The 19505-nt window shown below is 49.1% G+C and carries 22 protein-coding genes and 1 tRNA gene; 14 read left to right on the forward strand and 9 right to left on the reverse strand.

The window, feature by feature from the left end; all coding sequences use genetic code 11:
* Window positions 1-3 precede the first annotated feature (3 nt).
* The 4 genes from rpsI (at window position 4) to B5F83_RS05675 (ending at window position 2423) form a co-directional block, all read left to right on the forward strand.
* Window positions 4-393 (forward strand): 30S ribosomal protein S9, encoded by a 390-nt coding sequence (gene rpsI / locus B5F83_RS05660; RefSeq protein ID WP_087277576.1) that lies wholly within the window; start codon window positions 4-6, stop codon window positions 391-393.
* 179 nt (window positions 394-572) lie between these two features.
* Window positions 573-1424, forward strand: coding sequence for a 30S ribosomal protein S2 (rpsB, locus tag B5F83_RS05665; protein ID WP_087277573.1), 852 nt, complete (start codon window positions 573-575; stop codon window positions 1422-1424).
* Window positions 1425-1457: 33 nt separating this feature from the next.
* Window positions 1458-2294, forward strand: coding sequence for a translation elongation factor Ts (gene tsf, locus B5F83_RS05670; protein ID WP_087277570.1), 837 nt, complete (start codon window positions 1458-1460; stop codon window positions 2292-2294).
* A 56-nt stretch (window positions 2295-2350) separates the two neighbouring features.
* A tRNA-Pro gene (locus B5F83_RS05675) sits at window positions 2351-2423 on the forward strand.
* A gap of 340 nt (window positions 2424-2763) precedes the next feature.
* Here the strand turns inward: B5F83_RS05675 and B5F83_RS05680 are convergent.
* The gene (locus B5F83_RS05680) at window positions 2764-3387 is read right to left on the reverse strand and encodes a hypothetical protein (protein WP_158094168.1); all 624 of its coding nucleotides are present in this window, start codon (window positions 3385-3387) and stop codon (window positions 2764-2766) included.
* Between the two features lie 510 nt (window positions 3388-3897).
* Between B5F83_RS05680 and B5F83_RS05685 the strand changes: the two genes are divergently transcribed.
* The 6 genes from B5F83_RS05685 to B5F83_RS05710 all read left to right on the forward strand — a co-directional run bounded on the left by B5F83_RS05685 (window position 3898) and on the right by B5F83_RS05710 (window position 9072).
* The gene (locus B5F83_RS05685; protein WP_239383830.1) at window positions 3898-4626 is read left to right on the forward strand and encodes a porin family protein; all 729 of its coding nucleotides are present in this window, start codon (window positions 3898-3900) and stop codon (window positions 4624-4626) included.
* Window positions 4627-4656: 30 nt separating this feature from the next.
* On the forward strand, window positions 4657-5850 hold the full coding sequence (locus B5F83_RS05690; protein WP_087277564.1) for a S41 family peptidase: 1194 nt from the start codon (window positions 4657-4659) through the stop codon (window positions 5848-5850).
* Window positions 5851-5856: 6 nt separating this feature from the next.
* The gene (locus tag B5F83_RS05695; protein WP_143822479.1) at window positions 5857-6285 is read left to right on the forward strand and encodes a hypothetical protein; all 429 of its coding nucleotides are present in this window, start codon (window positions 5857-5859) and stop codon (window positions 6283-6285) included.
* Complete coding sequence (locus tag B5F83_RS05700; protein ID WP_087277558.1) at window positions 6267-7382, forward strand: helix-turn-helix domain-containing protein; 1116 nt, start codon at window positions 6267-6269, stop codon at window positions 7380-7382. Before B5F83_RS05695 ends, B5F83_RS05700 begins: the two co-directional genes overlap by 19 nt.
* Before the next feature lie 92 nt (window positions 7383-7474).
* Complete coding sequence (locus B5F83_RS05705; protein WP_087277554.1) at window positions 7475-8584, forward strand: hypothetical protein; 1110 nt, start codon at window positions 7475-7477, stop codon at window positions 8582-8584.
* 35 nt (window positions 8585-8619) lie between these two features.
* Window positions 8620-9072, forward strand: a complete 453-nt coding sequence (locus tag B5F83_RS05710; RefSeq protein ID WP_087277552.1) for a hypothetical protein — start codon at window positions 8620-8622, stop codon at window positions 9070-9072.
* Between the two features lie 131 nt (window positions 9073-9203).
* Here B5F83_RS05710 and B5F83_RS05715 read toward each other — a convergent pair whose 3' ends face one another.
* On the reverse strand, window positions 9204-9554 hold the full coding sequence (locus B5F83_RS05715; RefSeq protein ID WP_021928858.1) for a helix-turn-helix domain-containing protein: 351 nt from the start codon (window positions 9552-9554) through the stop codon (window positions 9204-9206).
* A gap of 171 nt (window positions 9555-9725) precedes the next feature.
* Here B5F83_RS05715 and B5F83_RS05720 point away from each other — a divergent pair, with 171 nt between their 5' ends.
* From B5F83_RS05720 to B5F83_RS05730, 3 genes are read left to right on the forward strand one after another with little or no spacing between them, the layout of a single operon-like run.
* Entirely contained in the window at window positions 9726-10109 is a 384-nt protein-coding gene (locus B5F83_RS05720) for a nuclear transport factor 2 family protein (RefSeq protein WP_021928857.1), read from the forward strand.
* A gap of 12 nt (window positions 10110-10121) precedes the next feature.
* A complete protein-coding gene (locus tag B5F83_RS05725) occupies window positions 10122-10661 on the forward strand; it encodes a flavodoxin family protein (RefSeq protein WP_022149201.1) in 540 nt (179 codons plus the stop codon).
* 4 nt (window positions 10662-10665) lie between these two features.
* Window positions 10666-11298 carry a flavodoxin family protein gene (locus B5F83_RS05730; RefSeq protein ID WP_087277549.1) on the forward strand — a complete coding sequence of 211 codons (633 nt, stop codon included), beginning with the start codon at window positions 10666-10668 and terminating at the stop codon, window positions 11296-11298.
* Between the two features lie 19 nt (window positions 11299-11317).
* Here B5F83_RS05730 and B5F83_RS05735 read toward each other — a convergent pair whose 3' ends face one another.
* The 5 genes from B5F83_RS05735 to B5F83_RS05755 all read right to left on the reverse strand — a co-directional run bounded on the left by B5F83_RS05735 (window position 11318) and on the right by B5F83_RS05755 (window position 16711).
* Window positions 11318-11584: a hypothetical protein gene (locus B5F83_RS05735; protein WP_087277546.1), complete on the reverse strand. Its 267-nt coding sequence runs from the start codon at window positions 11582-11584 to the stop codon at window positions 11318-11320.
* A gap of 2 nt (window positions 11585-11586) precedes the next feature.
* Window positions 11587-11970, reverse strand: coding sequence for a hypothetical protein (locus B5F83_RS05740; protein ID WP_143822480.1), 384 nt, complete (start codon window positions 11968-11970; stop codon window positions 11587-11589).
* Between the two features lie 177 nt (window positions 11971-12147).
* Entirely contained in the window at window positions 12148-13284 is a 1137-nt protein-coding gene (locus B5F83_RS05745; RefSeq protein ID WP_087277540.1) for an alkaline phosphatase, read from the reverse strand.
* Window positions 13285-13301: 17 nt separating this feature from the next.
* Complete coding sequence (gene kbl, locus B5F83_RS05750) at window positions 13302-14492, reverse strand: glycine C-acetyltransferase (protein WP_087277537.1); 1191 nt, start codon at window positions 14490-14492, stop codon at window positions 13302-13304.
* A gap of 83 nt (window positions 14493-14575) precedes the next feature.
* Window positions 14576-16711, reverse strand: coding sequence for a S9 family peptidase (locus tag B5F83_RS05755; RefSeq protein WP_087277533.1), 2136 nt, complete (start codon window positions 16709-16711; stop codon window positions 14576-14578).
* 163 nt (window positions 16712-16874) lie between these two features.
* On the opposite strand from B5F83_RS05755, the gene B5F83_RS05760 reads away from it, so the two are divergent.
* Entirely contained in the window at window positions 16875-18050 is a 1176-nt protein-coding gene (locus tag B5F83_RS05760; RefSeq protein WP_087277530.1) for a DNA recombination protein RmuC, read from the forward strand.
* Between the two features lie 52 nt (window positions 18051-18102).
* Here the strand turns inward: B5F83_RS05760 and B5F83_RS05765 are convergent, their stop codons facing one another.
* Window positions 18103-18903 (reverse strand): patatin-like phospholipase family protein, encoded by an 801-nt coding sequence (locus tag B5F83_RS05765; RefSeq protein WP_087277528.1) that lies wholly within the window; start codon window positions 18901-18903, stop codon window positions 18103-18105.
* Window positions 18890-19378 carry a PaaI family thioesterase gene (locus tag B5F83_RS05770; RefSeq protein WP_087277525.1) on the reverse strand — a complete coding sequence of 163 codons (489 nt, stop codon included), beginning with the start codon at window positions 19376-19378 and terminating at the stop codon, window positions 18890-18892. Before B5F83_RS05770 ends, B5F83_RS05765 begins: the two co-directional genes overlap by 14 nt.
* Window positions 19379-19505: the final 127 nt, after the last annotated feature.

The raw sequence follows: 19505 nt of genomic DNA on the forward strand, positions 1-19505 counted from the left end.
CAGATGAAAGTAATTAACGCCCTTGGAAGACGTAAATCGGCAGTCGCTCGCGTTTATGTAAGCGCCGGTAACGGTACAATCATGATTAACGGCCGTCCTCTTGAGAATTATTTCCATGAGGATTCGCTCATTTATATCGTGAAACAGCCGTTGGAGGTAACCGGAACCACCGCACAGTTCGATATCAAAGCAAATATCGACGGTGGCGGAATCAAAGGTCAGGCAGAGGCCATGAGGCTCGGTATCGCAAGAGCACTTTGCGAAATCGACAGCGAGGCTTACCGTCACACTTTGAAGAGCAACGGTTTCCTTACCCGTGACGCACGCGAGGTCGAGAGGAAGAAACCGGGCCGTCCTGGTGCCCGCAAGCGCTTCCAGTTCAGTAAACGTTAATCGTTTATTGCCGATTTGCCAATGTACGGTCGGGAACAAAATCCGAAGGATCTGCATTTTTGTGGCTACCCCGGGTTTGCCTTGGCCGCGGAAAATTGAGGAGACCGGACTTGTCCGCTACTCCTGATTGATGAAAAGAGGCCCCGCAAGGGGAAAAATTAGTAAAAACGAAATTAAAAATGTCAAGAACGAATTTCCAAGATTTACTGGATGCAGGTGTACACTTCGGTCACCTGAAGAGGAAATGGAATCCGAAAATGGCTCCGTATATTTTTATGGAGAAAAACGGAATACATATTATAGACCTGCATAAGACTGCGGTAAAGATAGATGAAGCGGCTACGGTACTCAAACAGCTTGCACATGCAGGCCGCAAAGTGCTTTTCGTAGCTACGAAGAAACAGGCAAAAGACGTTGTTGCAGAGTATGCACAGTCTGTCGGAATGCCGTATGTTACCGAAAGATGGGCGGGCGGAATGCTTACAAACTTCCCGACCATACGTAAGGCCGTCAAGAAGATGAACACCATCGACAAGATGATGACCGACGGCACATTCGATACCTTAGCAAAGCGTGAGCGTCTCCAGATTACACGCCAGAAGGCCAAACTGGAGAAGAACCTCGGTTCGATAGCCGACCTTACCCGCCTTCCGTCCGCAATTTTCGTAGTGGACGTCCAGAAGGAGATGAACGCCGTAAGGGAAGCAAACCGTCTGAATATCCCGGTTATCGCAATGGTTGATACTTGCTGCGATCCTACACCGATTGATTATGTGATTCCGGCGAATGATGACGCTACCAAATCCATCGAACTCGTGATGAAGGCTCTTTGCGAGGCTATCAAAGAAGGACTTGCCGAAAGGAAGGTGGAGAAGGAAAAAGAGAATGCCGAGAATGCTGAAAACGCTGCTCCGGCACAGGGTGGAAAGAAACTCCGTTCACGCAGGCCTAAGAAAGAGGAAACTTCTGAAGATGCTGTAGAGACCGAAGCCAAAGAGGAGCCGGTTGAACAACATGTCGAAGCTGAATAACAAGTGGTAGAAACAAATTAAAGAAAATTTATTATGGAAATCAAAGCAGTTGATGTTGCCAAACTCCGTAAGATGACCGGAGCGGGCATGATGGATTGCAAGAAAGCGCTTGTTGAGGCTGAAGGCGATTTTGAAAGGGCACAGGAGATTATCCGTGAGAAAGGAAAACTCGTAGCAGCCAAGAGGGCTGACCGTGAGACTTCGGAAGGTTCTGTAATAGCAAGGACTAACGCCGACCATACCAAGGCGATTCTGGTTTGTCTCGGATGCGAGACCGACTTCGTTGCCGGAAATGCGGAATTCAAGACTCTTGCCAACGCGATTGCCGATGCTGCCATAGCAAATCTTCCGGCAACCAAGGAAGAGCTCGAAGCTCTCAAGGTGGACGGCCAGACTATTCAGGAAGCCGTTACCCAGCAGACTGGCAAGACCGGTGAAAAGCATGTGATTGCATATTACAGCAAACTCGAAGCTCCTTTCATCGCTACCTATATTCACATGAACGGTAAAGTCGCTTCCATAGTAGGTTTTTCCAAACCGGTTTCGGCTGAAGCAGGTAAGGAAATAGCCATGCAGGTGACTGCGATGAATCCGGTGTCTGTCAATAAGGACGACTGCCCTAAGCATGTCATTGAAAAGGAACTCGAGATTTATCACGAGCAGATGAAACTCGACCCTAAGATGGCCGGCAAACCGGCACAGATGCTTGAGAGCATAGCACAGGGCAAGCTTTCGAAGTTCTTCAAAGAGTATACGCTTGAAGACCAGATTTTCGTGAAAGACGGCAAGATTTCTGTGAAGGAGTACCTCAAATCGGTTGATCCTGAGGTCAAGGTTACAGGTTTCGCACGTTTCTCATTGAATGACTAAACCATAGTGGAGCGGCCGGTCAAGGCCTTGCAATCAGTGCCGGCCCTCCATTTTTTCGGGATGTAGCGCAGTTGGTAGCGCACTACGTTCGGGACGTAGGGGTCGGGCGTTCGAGTCGCCTCATCCCGACATTACGAATCAGGCAGCTGTCCGGAAACCGGGCGGCTGCCTGTGTTTTTCTGGTGACAGTTTCGCTTCTGTCGTGTGTTTTTTGCGCGCGCGGTGCAGTCGCTTTGAAATGGTTATTGATTATCAACGGGTTATGAAATCGGCTGCACATTTCGGGCTTTTAAAATCTTTGAAATGTGCAAGTGCTTTTGTAATTGTTTGATAATCAATAGGGTTTATGATGAAGGCGCACCGAACGTGCCAGTTTTCCGGGACGGCAGTTTTCCGGGACGGCAGTTCTCGTGGGCATCAGTTTTCAAGGCCACAGTTTTCCGGCACCGCCGGGTTTGTGGAGCGGGATTTATAATATTTTCTTCAATATGGCGAGGTCGGTATTTGTCAGTCGCGAAAGTTGTTTTCCTGCGATGCCATATTTTTTATGGAGGATTTTTGCCAGACTGTAACGCTGTTCGATGCTTAATTCTTCAATGCGGTTCTTATGAAAATTTTCTTGACACAGGCCGGTTATTGAACCGTATAATTCGTTGTCGCTGTATTTTGTTTTATGAAGGATGCCGTTATCCAATTCCATTTCCAGATTTTCATTGCGGGAGATTGCATAAAGGAGCCTTGCCGGTGTGCGGAAGATGTTTTCTACGGCCTCGGTGTCTACATAGCATTCGGGCAAAATCATATTTTCTTCAGAAATAAGGCAGTCGTCCAGCAGGTCGGTCTGGGAGTGCAGTAGTTCCCGCTTTGTCCTGTAGCTTAACGAGCCTACTTTTCGCACGGTTTTTCCAAAGCGGTTTCCCTCGTGGATTGTTTCTTCGCTTTTCTCCCTGAAGTACAATTTCTCCCTGAAGTATAATGAGGCGGAGCTCCATGTGTAGTTGCCGGGCATTATGCCGAGTCCGGCAGAAACCGGATTGCGGAGTACGTAACCTATCGCTTTCATAAGGTAGCCCATATCTTCAATCGGTCTCATGGTTGTGCCGCTCCTGCTTAAATCTGCAAGGCGGGACAGTTTTCTTCTGTATTGGAAGATAAACTGTCTGCACGAAACCTTGTTTCCGCGGACAATGAAATGTACGTGGTTGCTCATTAGGCAGAATGCAAGAATCGTTATTTTGTGTTGTACGGCACATACGGGTATGCAATTCATACCATCTATGTAATCTTGCCTGCTTCTGAAAATCACATCTTTCTCCAGTCCCTCGGTGCAAATGTGCCAATGATTTTCCATGCTGTGGTTCTCCTGCTGTGGTTCTCCTGCCGGTTGAATGGTAAAAACGATAAATGCTGGCAAAAACGATAAATGACGGCAAACGATAGTGAGGCAAAGTTAAGCGGGATTTTCTTGTGTGGGGATAACGCTGTGGATGAATTTTTTACGGAAAAATAAAAATGTGGCCGATGATGTGGTCCGGTACTGCAATTTTTCCCTTACAGAAAGTCAAAAAAACTTCTTACTTTTGTGTGCATAATATTAGATTCTATGAAAATGAAATTTTTGTTTTCCATTATGCTGGCGATGTTTGCGGCGTTTTCCATGTCGGTTTTGCCGGTCATGGCCGGTCAGCCGCAGGACGGGCCGGAAAAGAAGGAGAACCCCGACAAGGGATGGGGTATCGGGATTTCGGCGGGATATGCCTACAATATGCTTTCCATTCCTGATGCATACGATTATGACCGCCATTATTCTGCCGGTGACGGGTTTTATGTAGCCATTCCGGTGAAGTACAATTTCAATGACTGGTTTGCGCTTTCGGGAGAGTTGGCCGCCGTATCGAAGAATTATTCTTCCTACAGGTCGATGCAGATGATGGCCTATCCTTGGGAAAAGGTAGAAAATTACTATCTGTCCGTACCGGTTTACGCGCAGTTTTCTTTCGGAAGAAAGAAGCTGCGGGGCTTTGTGAATGCCGGCATTTATGCAGGTGCATGGCTTTACAGCCACAGGCAGGGTGAGTCTCTCGGGCCTTTCGATTCGGTACTGTATCCTTATGACGAGGTCGTGCCTTTCGATTCGCGCAGGGACAACCGCTTCGATGCCGGACTTCTTGCTGGCCTGGGCCTGAAGTACAGGGCGGCATCGTGTGTTGAGATATTCGCCGAAGCAAGGTACATGTATGCCCTTACGGACATGCAGAAGCAGTACCGTGGACATATTCCGAGGTATAGCAATACAATGGTAGTCCAGGCCGGCGCCGTCTTCATGTTTTAGGAGTTTTAACGTTTTTAGGATTTGGAAGTTATGAAGAAAATTTTTCTTTTGATTTGCATATCGGCGGCTTTCCTGCCGTTCGTATCTTGCCAGAAACAGGAAGTCGATTTGCTGCCGCCTTCGGAGGAAGGGAATTTCACCACCTGGTCGGAAGTTTTTGAATCCTTCTGGAATGCGATGAATTACAATTATGTGTTCTGGGATATAGATGAAACGGACTGGGACGCGGTATATGGCAGTTATGCTCCCCGGTTCGAGGCTCTCGGCGATTATACCATGAGCACGTTCGACGAGGCGGGAGAGCTGTTCCAGGAGATGACATCCGGCCTTGTGGACCACCACTATCTCTTTGCGCTGAAGAGTACCGAATATTATATTTATTCCCAGCCGGCCCAGATAGAAATTCTTACCAGGGACTATTATCATGAGGCGATGGACATACAGCAGCTCATCAATAATGCACAGGCGGAAGTGGCCAATGGCAGGATAACGCAGTTCAGCGGGGCTGCCGGATATGTAGGTGATTCCTATATGGTCGCAATGTCATATCTGATAGACAATGTGGCTTATATCTATTTTTCGGGATTCCACTGGACGTATCTGATGTATTATACCGATAATCTCGAAAGTAACGCAATGTATCAGGTATACCGGAACTTCTTCGACATCATAGACAATACGCCGGGACTGAAAGGTGTGATAATCGATGTGAGGAACAACGGTGGAGGCTATCTAAACGATTTGAATCTTATGCATTCGATGCTGATGAGCGAGCCGACACAGATAATGTGGATGAGGACGAAAAACGGTCTGGGACGTTATGATTACGGCCCGTGGACCCCTTGCATGGCATATCCGGCCGAGGACAGCCGTCGGATTCAGGTTCCGTTGGTGCAGCTTGTAGACCTCAATTCGGTTTCCATGTCGGAGATGTCTTCGCTGCTTGTGAAGGAACTGCCTAACGGTGCGGTAATAGGTGAAAGGACTTACGGAGGCCTGGGAGCCCTGATGGGCAATTTCGACTACAGTTATACCGGAGAGGTCGAAAACGCTTCGTACTGGATTTATACCACTACGACTATGGGCAAGGACATGCAGGGCAACAGGGTTGAAGGCATAGGCGTTATTCCTGATGTGGAAGTGCTTTTCGACCGCGAATCCTTCATGGCTGGTACGGATGTACAGCTGGAAGCTGCATTGGACTATATCGAATCGGCGCAGTAACCGCAGGTGCGCTGTCTGAAATATAGGATTTTTGTATGGGGAGTGCTTGCGGCGGTTTTTGCTGCCGCAGGCATTTCTTCCTATGCTGCCGTGGGAAATGATGTCGCCCTGGATGGTGATATTGCCGAAGAGGAGGTCCGGGATTTATGGGTAAGCCTTACCCGTGAGCGCAGATTTGCCGAATTGGCTGAGAAAATACCTCTGTATCTGGCTTCTTTGCCGTATGGTGCGGCGGACGGGGATGGGAAAACCATTGACGAGGAAGTCCTGTTCGCCCGCGCGAATCTTGCGCAGGCTTACCTGTTTATGGAAGATTTCGGCCGGTGCGAGGAGGAATTGTCCCGTATCGGGAAAGTACTTCCGCAGGTTTCCGATTACCACATAGGATTGCAAAGGCTGAAAACGATACGAACAATATGTTTTACGGGGCAGTAATGGCGGCCCAGATGGGAATCGTAGCCGGAGATTACAGGATAGCCGAGGCTTATGCCGACTCGGCGTCCCGTTATGTCGCTTCCAGGAAAAACAGTTCGCAGGAGGCTCTGTTGCAATTGCTGCATGGCGAAATATATTATGCGATGGGCGATTATGTCAAGGCGGATTCGGCATATTCCCGTTTTGCTTCCCGGCTGGACTCCCAGGAGCCCGGTCTGCGCCTGGAGTACATGTACAAGCAGGGATGTTTAGAGCTGGCATGGGGCAACCCGGAAAGGGCACGCAGGCTTTTCGAGGACGGTCTTGCCCTTTCGTATTCTATCGACAATATCGAAGACCGCCATCATTTTCTTTCGGGCCTGTCGGATTTTTATTCATCGGTGGGCGACGACCGTACCGCCCTGTCGTATTATAAAGAATACCATCATCTTTTGGACAGTCTGTCGTTATTGACGAAAGAGCGCGATTTCCACAATCTTCTGATGAACTATCAGAAAATGGGTTATGAGGAGAAAGTCCACAGGCAGGAAATGGAAAATGAACGTGTCCGGTCAAAATATGTGATAATATTTTCGGCCTTCATTTTAGTTTCTTCCCTTTCTGCCGGCCTGTGGTTTCTGTACCGCCGGAGGAACAGGATGTACAGGCAGCTGGTAGAGCAGCACCAGCGTTTCCTGCACCGTGCTGAAATCTCCGCTTGCGAAACAGCAGTCGGGCCGGGCACGGAGGACAATGAGAAAAGCAGGTCGCTGTTCATGGAGGCCGAAAAAATCATGTCGCGGGACAAGATATATAGGCAGAATGACCTGTCTTTGGAAAAACTGGCCGATATTTTACAAAGCAACCGTTCATACGTGTCTTCCGCCATAAACCAGTATTCGGGAATGTCCTTTACGCAGTGGCTTAATTCGTGGCGTATAAAAGAAGCCATAGCGAGATTGTCCGACCCTGCCGATACCGCTCCTCTGAAAGCCATATCGGATGAAGTCGGATTCAATACGATTGCGGTTTTCTACAAGGCGTTCCAGAAGGAAACCGGCTGCCCTCCCGCAAAATACCGTAAGGAAATGCGCAATATCGGGCATATTTCTTATTGATTCTACAAATTTATTTATCAATAATTTTCTTTTTGCCCCCGTATGTTTCCGAGGTTTATCTTTGCCTGCGGAACAATAAAAATTTTTGGAATATGGAACGTTTTATCAAAGAAAATTTATGGGCCGCACTTGTTTCCGCCGCGCTGTTGCCGGTGGCGTGCGAAAAAGAGCCCGTAGTTGTCGAGCCGAGGCTCGATTTTGAAAACGCGGTTGTAGAGGCTCCGGTCGAAGGGGGTGTTCTGGAATTGCCGTACGTACTGGAGGGGGCAGGAGAGTCCCCGGTGCTGAAGGCGGTGTGTGACGAAGAATGGCTCGCTTTCGATTTTACGGAGCAGAACATGCTTAGAATCACTGTCAATGCGACAGATACGCGGGAGAGGAGGACCGCGGATGCAAGGATAATCGTTCCGGGTCATGCCTTGGAAGCAGAGGTTACGGTAGAGCAAGGGGGTGGCGAATTGCCTGATTTTACCTTTACGTTTCATGATATTACAGAGAGCATCGCCACCCTTGATATTATTCCGTACGATACGGAGGCCGGTTATATAACCTTTCTCAGGCTTGCAGATGAGGTGGGGAACCTTTCGGATGACGAGTTGCATGAACTCGATGTACAGTATTGGATAGATTCTTATTATGGAATGTACGGGATAGAGGAGATAATGCCTTTGGTCACCTTGTACGGGAACAAGTTCAATGAACGCATGTTCAGTCTTGTTCCGGATACGGAATACTGCATTTACGCATACGGGGTCGATGCACAGGGAGAAAGACTGACACCTGTGACGAAAGCATGGTTTACTGCGGAAACGCTTGAGATGTCCGATACCTCTTTCGAGATAATGGTAACGAAAGGTACTGAAAATGAAAAAGGGCAGATACCGGTGCATATAACGTATAAGCCCGATGACAATGAGACGAATTACCTTACCGGATTTACCGTATGGTCGGAAGGAATGGATATGGATGCGCTGATCGAGCAGCAGCAGATTATCCTGAATGATTTCATAGTCAAGAATATGACTTTCGGGGCAATACCTCTGGAAGATGTGATAGCGCATTATTATCCGGCCGGCGAGCAGTCGGACGATTTCACTCCGATGAAAGACTACGAATTTGTCGTATACTGCATGTGCGTGGCTCCTTGCGGGCTCATAAATTCGGAAGTCATTTATAAAACATTCGATACGTTCGTAGAATAGGAAGCTGTTCGTAAAAATTTTAAAAACAGAGAATTATGAAAGAATTTGTAAAATATGCATTTTTAATGTCGGTCCTTTTTCCGGTTTTTTCATGTGAAAGGATGGATATGCCGCCAAAACCTGAAATATCCATTTCGATTGACGTTCCCGAAATAGGGCAGACCTTTGCGAATGCGGTTTTCGAGGCGGAACAGGATACCGCGACATTTTATTGCGGGATTATCCACGAGTCGATGTATGTCGATGATGAGACAATAAAGATGAACGATATGCTGCTGCTTGAAGATTTTGCTGAAAGGGAGGGCATATCGGTGGCGGAGGCGATAAGGAAGAATGTGGCCGTGGGACGGGCCGAAAAGGATTATTCCGGCCTCTGCCCGGGACTTTCCTACTATGTCTATGCATACGAACTGGATACCGACGGCATGGCGACCGGTCCGGTTTATAAGGAAAAAAACGATATTGAAATAGGAATATATCAAAAATAAGCTACTTATAAGCATTTCTCAAAGAACGAGGTAATGACTTGGAAACAGTCACAAATTCTGCAATATGCGGTAAATTTCTGTCAAACAACTCTTGTCTTAGCGCAAAGATACGGAAAAGCAACCAAATTCTATTACCGTTTCCCATATTTCTTTTCAAATAATTCTGTATTCTTCTCTCCCCATGCAATCATAGCATCGATGATGGGAATAAGCGTCATCCCCAACGGAGTGATAGCATACTCCGAACGAGGAGGCAGTTCAGGGTAGATGGTCTTCGATACGAGCCCGTCCTCTACCAGTTCCTTCAGTTGCAAGTCGAGCACACGAGGCGTGGCTTCGGGAAATATCTTGTGCAATTCACTGGGACGCAGGGCACGGTGGCGCAGTTCGTCCAAGATGCATGACTTCCACTTGGAATCAATCAGGCTCATGGTCAGCCGCAAGGGACAGTCCAAATCTACGGGTATCTTTCTTTCGTACATGGTTTTATCTTTATTGAATGTTACGCCTGCAAAGGTAAGGATAATATATCGTAACGGGTATATACCGAATAATTTTTCAGTATATGAATAATTTTTCGGTACTTGTGCAAACTGGAGGAATCACCTACCTTTGCAGCATCAAAACAAGATAATCAATTAAACATTAGCATCATGAGAGCAAATATCGAAGAGTACAAGGCAGTGGAAGAAGCTGCCATGAAGTTTGTGAAAAGTGTGGCAGAAGGCAACAGCAAGTATGCCCGCGAATTGTTTATTGACGAAGCCGTCTTATTCGGCTACTTGGACGGGAAGCTGGAGCACGGCAGCATCGAGCAGTTCTACCACAATGTGGACACCGTAGGCGCAGGCGATGACTTCAAGGCACGTATCGACGTGGTGGACGTAGAAGAGACCCTCGCCGTGGTGCGCGTGCTGGAAGAGAAATGGGGAGGCCGTATCGACTTCACCGACTACCTGCTGCTGATGAAGATGGACGGCGAGTGGCGGTGCGTGGCGAAGGCGTACAATCAGAATTCGAATACCATTCAAAAGTAAGGAGGAAGCGTCATGAAGATAACAGTTATTACGGGAAGTCCACGCAAGCATGGCAACAGCTTTGCCATGACGGACGCATTTATCAGGGAAGCGGAGACACTCGGCCACACGGTGCAACGATTTGATGCCGCACTGATGAAGATAGGCGGTTGCCGTGCCTGCCAGACCTGCTTCAAGACGGGCAAGGCTTGTTCGTTCGACGACGATTTTAACCTTATCGCACCTGCCATTATGGAAGCCGATGCTGTTGTATTCACCATGCCAACCTACTGGTATTCCATTCCGGCACAGATAAAGGGTGTGATTGACCGCCTGTTTTCATTCGTGGTGGGCGGAAAGGATATCGCCGGAAAGAAATGCGGACTGATAGCCTGCTGCGAAGAAAACGACGTGACGGTAATGGACGGCATCCGTATGCCGCTGGAACGTTCTGCCGCTCTGCTGAAATGGGAGATGGCTGGCGAAGTGCTTATTACCGGAGTATTGAACGAAGGTGACATCAACAAGACGGACGGCTGCAAGCAAGCGGCTGAACTGGCGCATAAATTCTGAACGTATGAAGGTATTGTTGATTAATGGCAGCCCGAATCAAACGGGCTGCACCTATACCGCCCTGCACGAAGTGGAAACCACCTTGCAGGCAAACGGTATTGAGACGGAATTGCTGTATTTAGGCAAGAAGCCCATAGTGGGCTGCATCGCCTGTGGAGCCTGCATGAAGACAGGACATTGTTTCCGCGACGACCTCGTGCAAGAGATACAGAAACGGCTGGATGAATTTGATGCCATCGTCATCGGTTCTCCGGTTTATTACAGTGCACCAACGGGGCAACTCGTTTCGTTCCTGAACCGCCTGTTCTTCGCCACGGAAAACCGCATGGCGGGCAAGCTCGGCGCATCAGTAGTATCGTGCCGCCGTGGTGGAGCCTCCGCCACCTTCGAGCAATTGAATCAATATTTCACTATTGCGAATATGCCTATCGTAGCATCGCAATACTGGAACTCGGTACACGGCTTCACACCCGACGATGTGCGCAAGGACAAGGAAGGCTTGCAGACCATGCGCATCTTGGGGCAAAATATGGCGTGGTTGCTAAAGTGCATTGAAAGCGGACGGAAGAACGGCGTTCGCAAGCCGGAATATGAACCGAGAATGCGGACGCACTTCATCCAAGACAAATATGAATAACCAAACTTAACAAGAAAACTTATAGATTTTTGAGTAGAGGATGTTTCCTGTCCGATTTTGAATTTAACCAACGGGAGGATAGCAAGCGGTTTTGGTCTGCATTTTCATTGACAAAAGACATTATGTCTTTTGTTATCCTTTTACTGTCCCGTGTAGCATCTTTCCAATAGTCATCTTCCCTGATATTGCATAAAGCAAGCAGTGTCAGTGCCGACATTTCATTTTGCTGGGGGATTGGCAGTCCCAGGTTTTTCAGTATTTCCTGCGCTTCGCTAATTTTTCCCATAGTTATCGGATATTAAAATATTCTATCAGGATTTTATTGATATAATCAATAGAATAGTCGTTGTTCAGGATTATTTTTCTGCCGATTTCCTGAATGGTTCCAATGTCAGGCATTGGCATGATTTTAAGTTCGGTAGCACTTACATTTGTATTGCCGTTGAACGTTCTGAAATAAGTGTCGAAAATATTGCTGTTAAGAAGGGCGGAAATTCCCATTACTTCATCTCTTTTCAGACGTCCTCCCGGCCTGTGCATGTAATTGAGTTTGTTTTCGATGCCGATTAGCTCGTATTTGGACATGTTGCCGAAATATGGTGCTGCAATCAGTCTGCTGTCATCATCTTTGGAACTGAATCTTCTTAACAGTATGTAATTTTTGTTAGGCAATAAATACGCTTTTGTGTTTTTATTGGCAATTATATACTGTCCTTTGTGTTTTTTGTCATTTTGCGCCGTTGTATGAGAATATATATTGCCCAACCGTTCTGCGTATTCGGACGGCTTTTCTTTCTCTGTGGGCAAGTTTATATTCATATCCATAGAAGGCAAATATACGCATAATCTTTATATTCCCAGCAACTTGCACACTTTCCGGTGTACCTCGGTGTTGTCAATCAGTCCGTGGAACTCTTCGGCGCCCGGGCCGTAAGCGAACAGAGGTACCGGAACACCGGTGTGTCCGCCCGTAGACCATCTGAAATCGATGCCGCTGTCGCCCTTGTTGAAGTCGCTGTCGTTGGATGCCATGGTAAGCCCTCCTGTTTCATGGTCGGCGGTTACGATTACGAGGGTCCCCGGATGACTGTCAGCGAATCTTTTGGCTACAAGCATGACCGAGTTTATCTCCTCCATGTCCTTGACAAGCGGGCCGTCCAGATGGTCGTGGCATGAAAAATCTATCTGCGACTCTTCCACCATCAGCAGGAAACCGTCCGGACTGTTCTTGCCGAGGATGTCCAAGGCGGCCTGGGTGCATTCAGCGAGCATTCCGGGCTTGCGTTCATCGGTGTCGGGGAAATGCTTTTTGAAAGGCAGGAAAATGATATTGTCCCACTCCTCGGGTATTGAAGAGATGAAAGAATAATCGTTCAGGACGACATTGTAGCCCATCGCTTTCAGAGAGTCGAGGCGTGCGTTGCCTCCGTTTTCATCGGGTGCGAACATCCCGGAGCCTCCGGTGAAGACGACATCGAGTCCGGATGAAAGAAAATCATCGGCTATGCCTTCGTCATCATGCCTCGTGATGTTGTGGGCGTACATTGCGGCCGGAGTCGCGTGTGTGAACGAGCAAAGGGTCACAATGCCGCATTCCAGGCCGGCGGCCTCGCATTTTTCGGCAAAGTTCGGGACATTGCAGCTGTCGGCATCCATCCCGAGGGAGGAATTGTTCGTCTTGTGTCCGGTAAACAGTGCGGTGCCTCCTGCGGCCGAATCCGTAACACGGTTATTCGCCGAATGTGTCGTGACAAAGGCGGTCTGCGGGAACAGTCCGAATGCGTTGGTGTCGGGGCGGGCCGTCTCCAGGGCGGCCACCTGTGCCAGTCCCATTCCGTCGCCTACGATGAATATTACATTCCTGACTTCCCGGTCGGTCTTTCCGTCCGTTGCGCTATCTGAAAAGGAATCGCTCCTTCCGGCACATCCGTAAAGTGCCATCAGGAGCGATAATAAGATAGCGGCTGAAAAAATATTATTTTTCATTATGCCGTGTTTGCGGTTTATTTTAAAACACCGAGTTCTTTTCCTACCTTTACGAAAGCGGCTATGCACTTGTCAAGGTGCTCTTTCTCGTGTCCCGCGGAAATCTGTACGCGGATACGCGCCTGATCCTTAGGAACTACCGGATAATAGAAGCCCACTACGTAGATGCCTTCCTGGAGAAGCCTGTCGGCCATCTGCTGCGACAGTTTCGCATCGTAAAGCATTACGGCGCAGATTGCGGACTGGGTAGGTTTGATATCGAAGCCTGCCTCGACCATCTTCTTGATGAAGTAGTCGGTGTTTGCATGGAGCTTGTCCTGGAGCGCGTTGGTTTCGGCCATCATGTCGAACATGCGGATTGCGGCTCCGGCAACCATAGGAGGTATGGAGTTGGAGAAGAGGTATGGCCTTGACCTCTGCCTCAGCATGGCGATGATTTCTTTCTTACCGGTAGTGAAACCGCCGATTGCGCCTCCGAATGCCTTTCCGAGGGTACCGGTGATGATTTCAATTTTGCCCCTGAGGTTGTGGAGCTCGGTTACGCCCCTTCCTGTCGCGCCTACTACTCCGGCAGAGTGGGACTCGTCGACCATTACCATTGCATTGTACTTGTTGGCCAGCTCGTAAATCTTGTCGAGAGGGGCTACGTTTCCGTCCATCGAGAACACGCCGTCGGTAACGATGATACGGTGCCTCTGTGCCTGTGCGAGTTTGAGGCATTCCTCAAGTTCGTTCATGTCGGCGTTGGCATAACGGTATCTCTTTGCCTTGCAGAGACGTACTCCGTCTATGATGGATGCGTGGTTGAGCGCATCGGAAATTATTGCATCCTGTTCATTGAGAAGAGGTTCGAAAACTCCTCCGTTCGCATCGAAGCATGCTGCATACAGGATAGTGTCTTCGGTTCCGAAAAATTCGGCGATTTTCGCCTCCAGTTTTTTGTGGAGATCCTGTGTTCCGCAGATGAAACGTACAGATGACATTCCGTAACCGTGCGTATCGAGTGCTTCTTTAGCGGCTTTTATAAGCTCTTTATTGTCGGAAAGGCCGAGGTAGTTGTTGGCGCAGAAGTTGATTACTTCCTGTCCCGAAGCTACTTTGATTGCAGCTTTCTGAGGCGTTGTGATTATCCTTTCTTCCTTGTAAAGTCCGGCTTCCTTGATGGCGTTGAGCTCATCTGTGAGGAATTTTTGAAAATCTGTGTACATAATGTTAAGTATTTAAATCGTTATTTTTCTGTCTGTCGGAAAATTTTTTTAAATGCAAAAATAGTGCTATTTCACTTTCGTTGTCATTCATCTTTCAGCCATCTGTCCAGCCAGGAGAAATACTCTCTGTGCCAGAGGACTGCATTCTGCGGTTTGAGTATCCAGTGGTTCTCTTCAGGGAAGACGACAAGGCGCGAAGGGATTCCCATGAGCTGGGCAGCATTGTAGGCTGCCATTCCCTGGTCTACGGGTACACGGAAGTCCATCCCGCCGTGCATGACCATGATAGGGGTGTCCCAGTTCTTTATGAACTTGTGGGCCGAATGGGCATAATGCCTTTTGGCGGCAGGATTTTCATCCCACGGGGCACCTCCGTTGTCCCATGTAGGGAACCAGAGTTCTTCGGTAGTCATGTACATGTGCTCCTGGTTGAAGATTCCGGCGTGGGCGATGAAGCAGTCGTAGGTCTTGTTGTGGTTCCCGGCCATATAGTAGACGGAGAATCCGCCGTAGCTTGCACCGCAGGCCGCCATTTTTCCCACATACGACTCTTTCTGCATCTCGTGGGCCGCCGTCAGGTAATCCTGCATGTTCAGTCCGCAATAGTCTTTGGAAATCTGTTCGCACCATTCCTGTCCGAAAGCCGTGGTACCCCTTCTGTTAGGCATGATTACGATGTATCCCTGCTGTGCCATGAGGCGGTAGTTCCACCTGTAGCTCCATGCCTGGCTGAGTGTGCTTTGAGGCCCTCCGAGAAGTATCTCTATCGCCGGATAGACTTTCGACGGGTCGAAATGAGGCGGGTACATTACCCAGGTGAGCATCTTCTTTCCGTCCACAGTCGTCATCCAACGGTCTTCCATTACAGGTGTGTCGAGTCTGTCGAGGATGTCCTTGTTTTCGAATGAAAGCTGGCTTACGGTATCTGCCTGGGCCGTTCCGTCCCAGTCGATTGCGACTATTTCGGTCGGGAAAAGCATGCTCATGTAGGAGGTGATGATTTCCGCGCCCTTCCCGTTTTCCTTCACATATGCCGGGGTCATGAAATCGTACCATAGCCTGTCCGAGGTGATTCTGGTGATGTTGCCTTCCATGTCTGCAACGAAGAGGGCCTGGAGGCCTTCAGCCAGTGAAGCGAAATAGATGCGGCCGCCGTCTTCTGACCATACCGGAGACGAGGCGTTGTATTTGAATGCTCCGGTAAGTTCGGTTATCCTGCCCGTAGCCATGTCCATGACCATCAGCCTGACCTTGTCGGCTTCGTAGCCGTCCCTCTCCATGCTGAGCCATGCAAGCCTGCTTCCGTCCGGAGACCATACTGGTTCGGTATCGTACCCCATCATCCCTTCACTCAGATTGGTGCATCCTGCTGTTGCTATATCATAAAGATATATGTCTGTATTCGTGGAGAATGCGTATGCCTTGCCGGCGAGTTTCCGGCAGGAATACGCTATTTTGGTGCCGTCCGGACTCCATGAAAGCTGTTCTATGCCGCTGAACGGCTCTGTAGGGAGTTCGTAAAGTTCCTTTTCGCCTGCAAGCAGGTCGGTGGCGTCCTCCAGGCTTATCCTTTTGCTCCCTTCGGGCATTCTTGCGATGAACGTGTGCGGTATTTCTTCAACCCAATGGTCCCAGTGCCTGTACATCAGGTCTTCGGTGCGGTATGCCCTGGCCTTGTCGAGGTCGGGGTATGTGTCTGAAGGTTTCTGGAGATAGGACTGGACATAATGGGTGAACATTATGCTCTTTTCGTCCGGGGACAGTTTGAACTGCGCGATTCCCCCGTCCACATCGGTTATTTTGTGCGTTTTGCCCAAAGAAGGCCTCTCGCCGTCGCGGTATTCGGCCGTCCACACCTGCCCGTCTGACAGATAGGCTATCTTTTTGCCTCCGTCGAGCCATACTACATTCGAATAATTCGCCTCGTCTTTTGTCAGCTGGGTGCGGCCCGTGCCGTCCGCATTCATCACGAAGATTTCGCTGTTGCCCCTGTTCTGGGCGATTCCAGTATAACCCACCGTGTACAGTATCTTGTTTCCGTCCGGCGATACTTCCGGTCCGGATACTTTCGAAAGGGTTACAAGGATTTCCGGGGTCATTTTACCGTCTGTAATCTCGATAGTGCTTTTGCCTATAATGCCCTCTTTTTCCGAAGGGGCGGCGCAACTAACCGTCAAGGCAGTCATGGCTATAAGCGATTTTGTAAAGAAATGGTTCATTATTAATTATTTATTGTCGTTTGTAGTCGTTTGTGCGATTTTGACACCCCAAAATTAGAAAATATTGGTGAATGTTGTTATATTTGACCTGTTTAATATGAAAATACCCTTTGGGTTTTAAGAAACTTCTAAGAAGATTCTAAACGTTTGTTTGTGGAATTTTATGGTTGCAGTTTATATAGCGGTCGGTTTGGTCTCCGTAATGACCGGCGCCGTACTGGCGTATTTCCTGATGAAAGGACGTATCGACGATACGAAAAAATTTTATGAGGAAAACATGGAGACGATGCGTGCCCAGTTCAAGGCCGCCGCTTCGGAAATAGCTGAAAACAATTCGAAGGTTTTCAGGGAAAATTCGGCAATGCAGATAGATGCTTTGCTGAAGCCCCTCCGCGAGAGTCTGGGAAGATTCGACAGGAGCCTGAACGATACGCGGGCCGAAAGCATAAGGTACAATGCCGAGCTCAAGGCTTCGATAGAGATGATTGTGAAGCAGTCGGCGGCAGTAGGTGAGGAGGCGGGAAAACTGGCCGATGCCATCACCGGGCAGGTGAAGTTCCAGGGGAATTTCGGTGAGATGCTCCTTGACAGGCTTCTGGACAGCGCCGGGATGCGGCGCGGAGTGCATTATGAAGTGCAGGGCCGGATCCGCGACATGGAAGGGAATGCGGTAAAGACGGAGCAGGGCCGGGAACTCCAGCCCGATGTGCTGATATATTATCCCGACGATACGGCTGTCGTGGTCGACTCGAAGGTTTCCCTTACCGCTTTCAACAATTATATGAACGCTTCGTCGCAGCAGGAGCGGGAACGTTATGCGAAGGAGCATGTCCGGAGCGTGGCCTCCCATGTCGAGGAAATGGCGGCCAAGGATTACAATTCGTATCTTCCGAAAGAAAAACGTCTGGTGGATTTCAATATAATGTTCATGCCTGTCGAGGCGGCATTCCAGCTGATGATGGCTACCGACCCGATTTTGTGGCAGAATGCCAGGTCGCGGGGAGTGCTGATAGTCTCGCAGATGAACCTTCTCGTCTTCCTTCAGATGATTGGCATGGGCTGGAAACAGGCCTTGCAGGAGAGGCATATAGCCGAAGTCTACCGTATGGCAGGCGGCATACATTCGCAGCTTACGGGGTTCCTCCAGTGCATGGACAAGGTCGGGGATGCCCTGGATTCGGCCGGAGACGCCTATAAGGATGCGCTGAAACGGCTTAACGGTTCAAACCAGTCGGTCATCAGCAAACTGAAACGCCTCGAAGAGTACGGCGTGAAAACCGAAAGGAAGGGCAAGGGACTCCCGAAGCGTTTTACGTCCGTGGAGGATGCGGAGCTTTGACGATTTCCGCCGCAAGTCCACCGAGCTTTTTGTCAGCTGAAGCATCCCGAGCTCAGCCCAGCATCTTCTCCACTGCTTCCGGATGGCTGTCGAGGAAGGCGGCCATGGTTTCACTGCCGATGTTGCATATTTCCTTGAATTCCTTGAAGCTGAATTCGTTGTATTTGTCACTGACACGCGGTTCCACTATGAAGTCACAGAGTGCGCGGCCTTCTTCCGAACTGTGATGGACTATCGTGTGTATGGTCTGTGCTATCAAATCGGCCTTGTTCTCAAGTTTCGGCGGCTCAAGGGGCGAAGGGTTGACATCCACTCCGATCAGGTATTCGCAGGAACCCCGTAAGGCTTTGGCCGGCAGGTTGTCGATGAGCCCGCCGTCAACATATATGCCGTCTCCGATTTTTACCGCCTCGAATACTCCCGGGATTGATGATGAGGCTATTACCGCATCATGCAGGTGTTTGCCGCTGCTGAAATACCGGCCTTCGCTTGTAATCAAGTCGGTGGCGCATACGGTAAGCGGCTTGGGAAGGCGGTCGAAATCGTCATCCGGCATGTATTTCCGGAAAACCTCGTAAACGTTTTTATGGGAGGACAACCCGAGCTTGGAAATGCCGATTACCGGTGTAATCACCGTGAAAAGACTGTCGAATTTTTCCTTTACAACGATGTCGTAAATCTCTTTGCCGCGGTATCCTGCCGCATAGAAGATGCCTATTATCGCTCCCATGCTCGTCCCGGCAACGGCCGTTGGCTCGATACCTCTTTCTTCGAGTGCCATGAGCGCCCCGATATGGGCATAGCCTTTCGCTCCCCCTCCGCTGAGCACTATTCCGGTCTTATGCTTTTTCATTGTGTTCCTTTTCAGTTTCGCATCCCAAGAAAAACATGTTTTTCCTTACCTCGTCCTGGGGGTAGGTAAAATAGGTGCAGGTCGCTTCCGTGCAGAGTTTTCCCGAATGGTCATAGAGCCTGGCTTCTATGATTGCGATATTCCTCCGCATTTCTTTCAGCGAGGCCCTTATCTCTATCGTCCCTTCGTCCGTCTTTACCGGGCGGCGGTAACGTGTCTCCATCTTCGATGTCACTCCGGTGGTCTGGAGCTTGCGTGTCACCACCCAGGCGCAGATTTCGTCCAAAAGCACAGCCTGTATGCCTCCGTGGAGCGTGTCCAGCCATCCCTGGAATTCGGGTCTCGGCTGCCAGATACTCACTATTTCATCCCCGTCTTCGTAAAATTCCATCCGGACTCCGGCAGGATTGTCCGGGGAACAGCCGAAGCACAGGTAACCGTCGACATTGCACCAAGGGTTCAGAATCTTGTCCATAAAGAAAAATTTTTATCAAAGCAGTAAAATTAGTAAGAATTTTCAAAATCCGGTAATTCGGTACGGGTTTCGGGCGCGGGTTTGTCCGTTTTGCGAAAAAATTAGTAATTTAGGCGCAATTATGAAA

The sequence above is a fragment of the Muribaculum sp. An289 genome, assembly GCF_002159555.1.
GTDB lineage: Bacteria > Bacteroidota > Bacteroidia > Bacteroidales > UBA932 > Merdivivens > Merdivivens faecigallinarum.

Bases quoted from the DNA above. Each gene is read 5' to 3' on its own strand.
- rpsI (WP_087277576.1), top strand. From the start codon at position 4: ATGAAAGTAATTAACGCCCTTGGAAGACGTAAATCGGCAGTCGCTCGC.
- rpsB (WP_087277573.1), top strand. From the start codon at position 573: ATGTCAAGAACGAATTTCCAAGATTTACTGGATGCAGGTGTACACTTC.
- tsf (WP_087277570.1), top strand. From the start codon at position 1,458: ATGGAAATCAAAGCAGTTGATGTTGCCAAACTCCGTAAGATGACCGGA.
- B5F83_RS05680 (WP_158094168.1), bottom strand. From the start codon at position 3,387: ATGAGACCGATTGAAGATATGGGCTACCTTATGAAAGCGATAGGTTAC.
- B5F83_RS05685 (WP_239383830.1), top strand. From the start codon at position 3,898: ATGAAAATGAAATTTTTGTTTTCCATTATGCTGGCGATGTTTGCGGCG.
- B5F83_RS05690 (WP_087277564.1), top strand. From the start codon at position 4,657: ATGAAGAAAATTTTTCTTTTGATTTGCATATCGGCGGCTTTCCTGCCG.
- B5F83_RS05700 (WP_087277558.1), top strand. From the start codon at position 6,267: ATGTTTTACGGGGCAGTAATGGCGGCCCAGATGGGAATCGTAGCCGGA.
- B5F83_RS05705 (WP_087277554.1), top strand. From the start codon at position 7,475: ATGGAACGTTTTATCAAAGAAAATTTATGGGCCGCACTTGTTTCCGCC.
- B5F83_RS05710 (WP_087277552.1), top strand. From the start codon at position 8,620: ATGAAAGAATTTGTAAAATATGCATTTTTAATGTCGGTCCTTTTTCCG.
- B5F83_RS05715 (WP_021928858.1), bottom strand. From the start codon at position 9,554: ATGTACGAAAGAAAGATACCCGTAGATTTGGACTGTCCCTTGCGGCTG.
- B5F83_RS05720 (WP_021928857.1), top strand. From the start codon at position 9,726: ATGAGAGCAAATATCGAAGAGTACAAGGCAGTGGAAGAAGCTGCCATG.
- B5F83_RS05725 (WP_022149201.1), top strand. From the start codon at position 10,122: ATGAAGATAACAGTTATTACGGGAAGTCCACGCAAGCATGGCAACAGC.
- B5F83_RS05730 (WP_087277549.1), top strand. From the start codon at position 10,666: ATGAAGGTATTGTTGATTAATGGCAGCCCGAATCAAACGGGCTGCACC.
- B5F83_RS05735 (WP_087277546.1), bottom strand. From the start codon at position 11,584: ATGGGAAAAATTAGCGAAGCGCAGGAAATACTGAAAAACCTGGGACTG.
- B5F83_RS05745 (WP_087277540.1), bottom strand. From the start codon at position 13,284: ATGAAAAATAATATTTTTTCAGCCGCTATCTTATTATCGCTCCTGATG.
- kbl (WP_087277537.1), bottom strand. From the start codon at position 14,492: ATGTACACAGATTTTCAAAAATTCCTCACAGATGAGCTCAACGCCATC.
- B5F83_RS05755 (WP_087277533.1), bottom strand. From the start codon at position 16,711: ATGAACCATTTCTTTACAAAATCGCTTATAGCCATGACTGCCTTGACG.
- B5F83_RS05760 (WP_087277530.1), top strand. From the start codon at position 16,875: ATGGTTGCAGTTTATATAGCGGTCGGTTTGGTCTCCGTAATGACCGGC.
- B5F83_RS05765 (WP_087277528.1), bottom strand. From the start codon at position 18,903: ATGAAAAAGCATAAGACCGGAATAGTGCTCAGCGGAGGGGGAGCGAAA.
- B5F83_RS05770 (WP_087277525.1), bottom strand. From the start codon at position 19,378: ATGGACAAGATTCTGAACCCTTGGTGCAATGTCGACGGTTACCTGTGC.